Origin of the sequence: Candidatus Infernicultor aquiphilus (assembly GCF_002784285.1) — a bacterium.
In the GTDB taxonomy this organism is placed as follows: domain Bacteria; phylum Atribacterota; class Phoenicimicrobiia; order Phoenicimicrobiales; family Phoenicimicrobiaceae; genus Infernicultor; species Infernicultor aquiphilus.
Genome location: NZ_PFKO01000193.1, coordinates 1 through 3,110 on the forward strand (window position 1 = coordinate 1; position 3,110 = coordinate 3,110).

At 35.9% G+C, this 3,110-nt stretch carries 3 protein-coding genes; all 3 read right to left on the reverse strand.

Going from position 1 to position 3,110, the window contains the following annotated elements; all coding sequences use genetic code 11:
- On the reverse strand, positions 1-509 hold a 509-nt coding region (locus COZ07_RS05130; RefSeq protein WP_406607506.1), incomplete at its 3' end, for an anti-sigma factor.
- Positions 510-741: 232 nt separating this feature from the next.
- Positions 742-1,302: a sigma-70 family RNA polymerase sigma factor gene (locus COZ07_RS05135; RefSeq protein ID WP_406607507.1), complete on the reverse strand. Its 561-nt coding sequence runs from the start codon at positions 1,300-1,302 to the stop codon at positions 742-744.
- A gap of 193 nt (positions 1,303-1,495) precedes the next feature.
- Positions 1,496-2,764: a tetratricopeptide repeat protein gene (locus tag COZ07_RS05140; RefSeq protein ID WP_406607508.1), complete on the reverse strand. Its 1,269-nt coding sequence runs from the start codon at positions 2,762-2,764 to the stop codon at positions 1,496-1,498.
- Positions 2,765-3,110: the final 346 nt, after the last annotated feature.

Consider the following 3,110-nt stretch of genomic DNA (forward strand, 5'->3'; position numbering starts at 1 on the left):
TTAAAGTCACCGGCAATGGCCACAGTATGAGTTTTATTATTATTTAATTTTAAAGAAAATTGTACTTCAGCTGAACAGATAGGAGAAATATCAGGCGTATTAAAGATAAAAGTAAAGGCAAAAAATATAATTAGTGCTGCGGCTGCTGTAACACCGACCAGACGGAAAGAAAATATAGATTCCCACTTTCGCCTGCCTGTGTAGGCACGGCAGACAGGTGCGAAGGACAGACCGGGAATAGAAATCCGCCTTTTGAGCTGGCCAATCCAGGAAGATTGAATTTGAATCTCCTCTTGTGAAATCTTAGCCATTATATTTTTAGTAAGTTCTACGGGTGCTGCTTGAGGTGAAATAGAATTTAAAGCGGAAACAACTTTCTTTAACTTTAAATACTCTTCTTGACAAGTCGAACAAGATTTTAAATGTTCTTCCACTTGCTTAGTTGTATCTCTATCCAGGGTTTGGTCTAGATAAAAATTTAATAATTTTATATTTTTTGGGCAGTTCATTTTTTTACCTTTTAAAAGTTTTTAGTTTTCAATATATAATACGAAAAAGCAGGGGAAAAGTTTCAATTTAACACCCCCACCTTAATCCTCCCCCCTCAAGGGGGAGGAGAATTGCTGTTGAGATTGCCACGCCCTGATAAATCAGAGCTCTCAATGACAGAAAAAGATGGATTCCCATTTTCATGGGAATGACAGAAAAACAGACGGGTTGGATAAATCCAACCCCTACCTCCTATACGCTATCCGCTAAAATTTTTTTCAGTTGCTCACGGGCGCGATAAAGACGAATTTTTATAGTCCCGGCCGGTATTTTTAAGATATTAGAAATTTCCACATAGGAAAGGTCCTGCAGGTGACGCAATACTATAACTTCTCTATATTTTAACGGTAAAGAAAGAATAGCCTGTTCTATAGTCTGTGTATTCTCTTGTTGAGCAATAATCTGTTCTGGGTTGTGAGTGAGGTCAGCAGGTTGAGGGTAAAATTCTGAATCATCTTTTTCCAGCGGGGTATCCAGAGAAACACAATTTAATTCTTTTTTCTTGAATCTATCTCGAATAATATTTAGAGTAATCTGATAAAGCCAGGTGGAAAATTTATAGGAAGAATTAAAACGGACTAATGATTGAAAAGCCCGCAGGAAGGCCTCCTGAGATATATCTTCCGCTTCTTGAGGGTTATTGCTCATCCGATAGGCTAAATTATAAACCATATTTTTATAGGAATCTATTAACCGGGAAAATACCTCGGTATTGCCCAGAAGGCAGGATTCTATAATTTTAAGGTCGTCCATTAGTAATTCACCAATTTTCCAATTCACCTATTCACCAATTATATTAGTTAACCAGTTTGCCAGTTACCCAGTAAGTAATGTGTAATGTGTAACAAGTAACATGCTTTTGTAAACTTAAAACCTAAACCTATTACATATTACATATCACTCATTACTTATTACTTTATTCTATACGCGATACTCGATACGAGTACTAACCTGGGAGGCAATTTCCGCTTATTATACTTAACCTTTCTTCAGCTTGTTCAGACCAAGTAGCACCAGGATAATTATCTATAACTAACTGATAAGATGCCACTGCTTCACACCACAGTTCCAATTGCTCATAACACCAGCCAATCTGATACTGGGAATCAGGGGGGATTTCTTGACCCTTTGGCCATGTGCTATTGGGATAGTTATCAATTATCAGTTGATAGGCGGGGATTGCCTCCTCCCACTGTCCAAGTTTTTGGCCATAACAATAACCGATATAGTATTGGGCACAGGGGGCAATAAGCGTTTCTGATTCGCCTGGCCAGGCTGAGTCAGGAAAATTATCAACTGTTTTCTGGAATTCTAAGATAGCCTGATTATAATCTTGAGCATCATAATAAGAAGAGGCAATATAATATTGGGCTGGGGCAGCATACTCACTTTCGGGATAATTTTCTATGGTCTTGGTAAACTCAAGGATAGCCTGTTCATAATTAGTTAATTTCCGATAACTCTGTCCAATACTATATTGAGCTAAGGGGAGTAAAGAACTATCTGGATAATCATCTATTACCTTTTGATATGCCTCAATGGCATGAGAATAGTCTTTAGTGGCATAATAACAATTCCCTGTTCCCAGCTGAGCATCATCAGCAAATTCACTGTTGGGGTAATTATCAATTAATTTTTGATATTCAAGAAGGGCCTGGATATAATAGCCTAATTTTTTTTCATTAATAGAGCCAATATAATATTGGGCTTCATCGGCATATTCACTATCTGGATAATCATTGATTAATTGCTGAAAAGTAGTAATCGCATTATTATAATCTTCCATATTATAGTAAATAACTCCGCCATCAAAGAGATACTTGTCATCAACTGCCCGAACAACGATGGGATTACCATTATCAATCAAAGTAACTTCATCCTCTTTTATTACAACGCTTAATCTCCTATAAGTGATATAACTTTCTTTGGCAATAGTTAAAGTCCGTGCACCTATAGAAACTTCATCTAGGTGAAAATAACCCTCTGAGTCGGTTAAAGCAGTATTTGAAGATCCAGTAATGCTGATGAGGGCGTCTTCTAAAGGACGAGAATCGAGAACCGTCTTCTCATAGACATATCCTTCCACTCCGCCTTTAGAGTTGGGTAAAAATAAACAGCCATTTAATATTAAGAGAAAAGACAATAATAATAAAATGACAGGGGACAGTCCTTTAGCGTTTTTTATTTTTTTAATTTTATTAATTATTCTAAACACTGATAAAACCTCCACGGTTGGCAATTCACCAATTACCTATTTTTCCAATTTACCAATTATAAATTATATTAGTTAGCTGGATAGCTAGTTTCCGTTATCCAGTTAAAATTAGTCGCTAGTAAATTGTAAATCATCTTTAGTATTAAATGCAAAATATTTAATTCAATTATCCGGTCTATTAATTAGTTATTTTACCAGATAAAATAGTTTTTATTTCAATAATTCTTTGAACTTTTCCACTGAAAGATCTGCATCCATTAAAATACAATGAAGAATCTTGAGATGGATAATCTTCCCGCTATGATAAGGTACAGTTACTCTTTTGCCTGCTTTATTCTTAAAAACC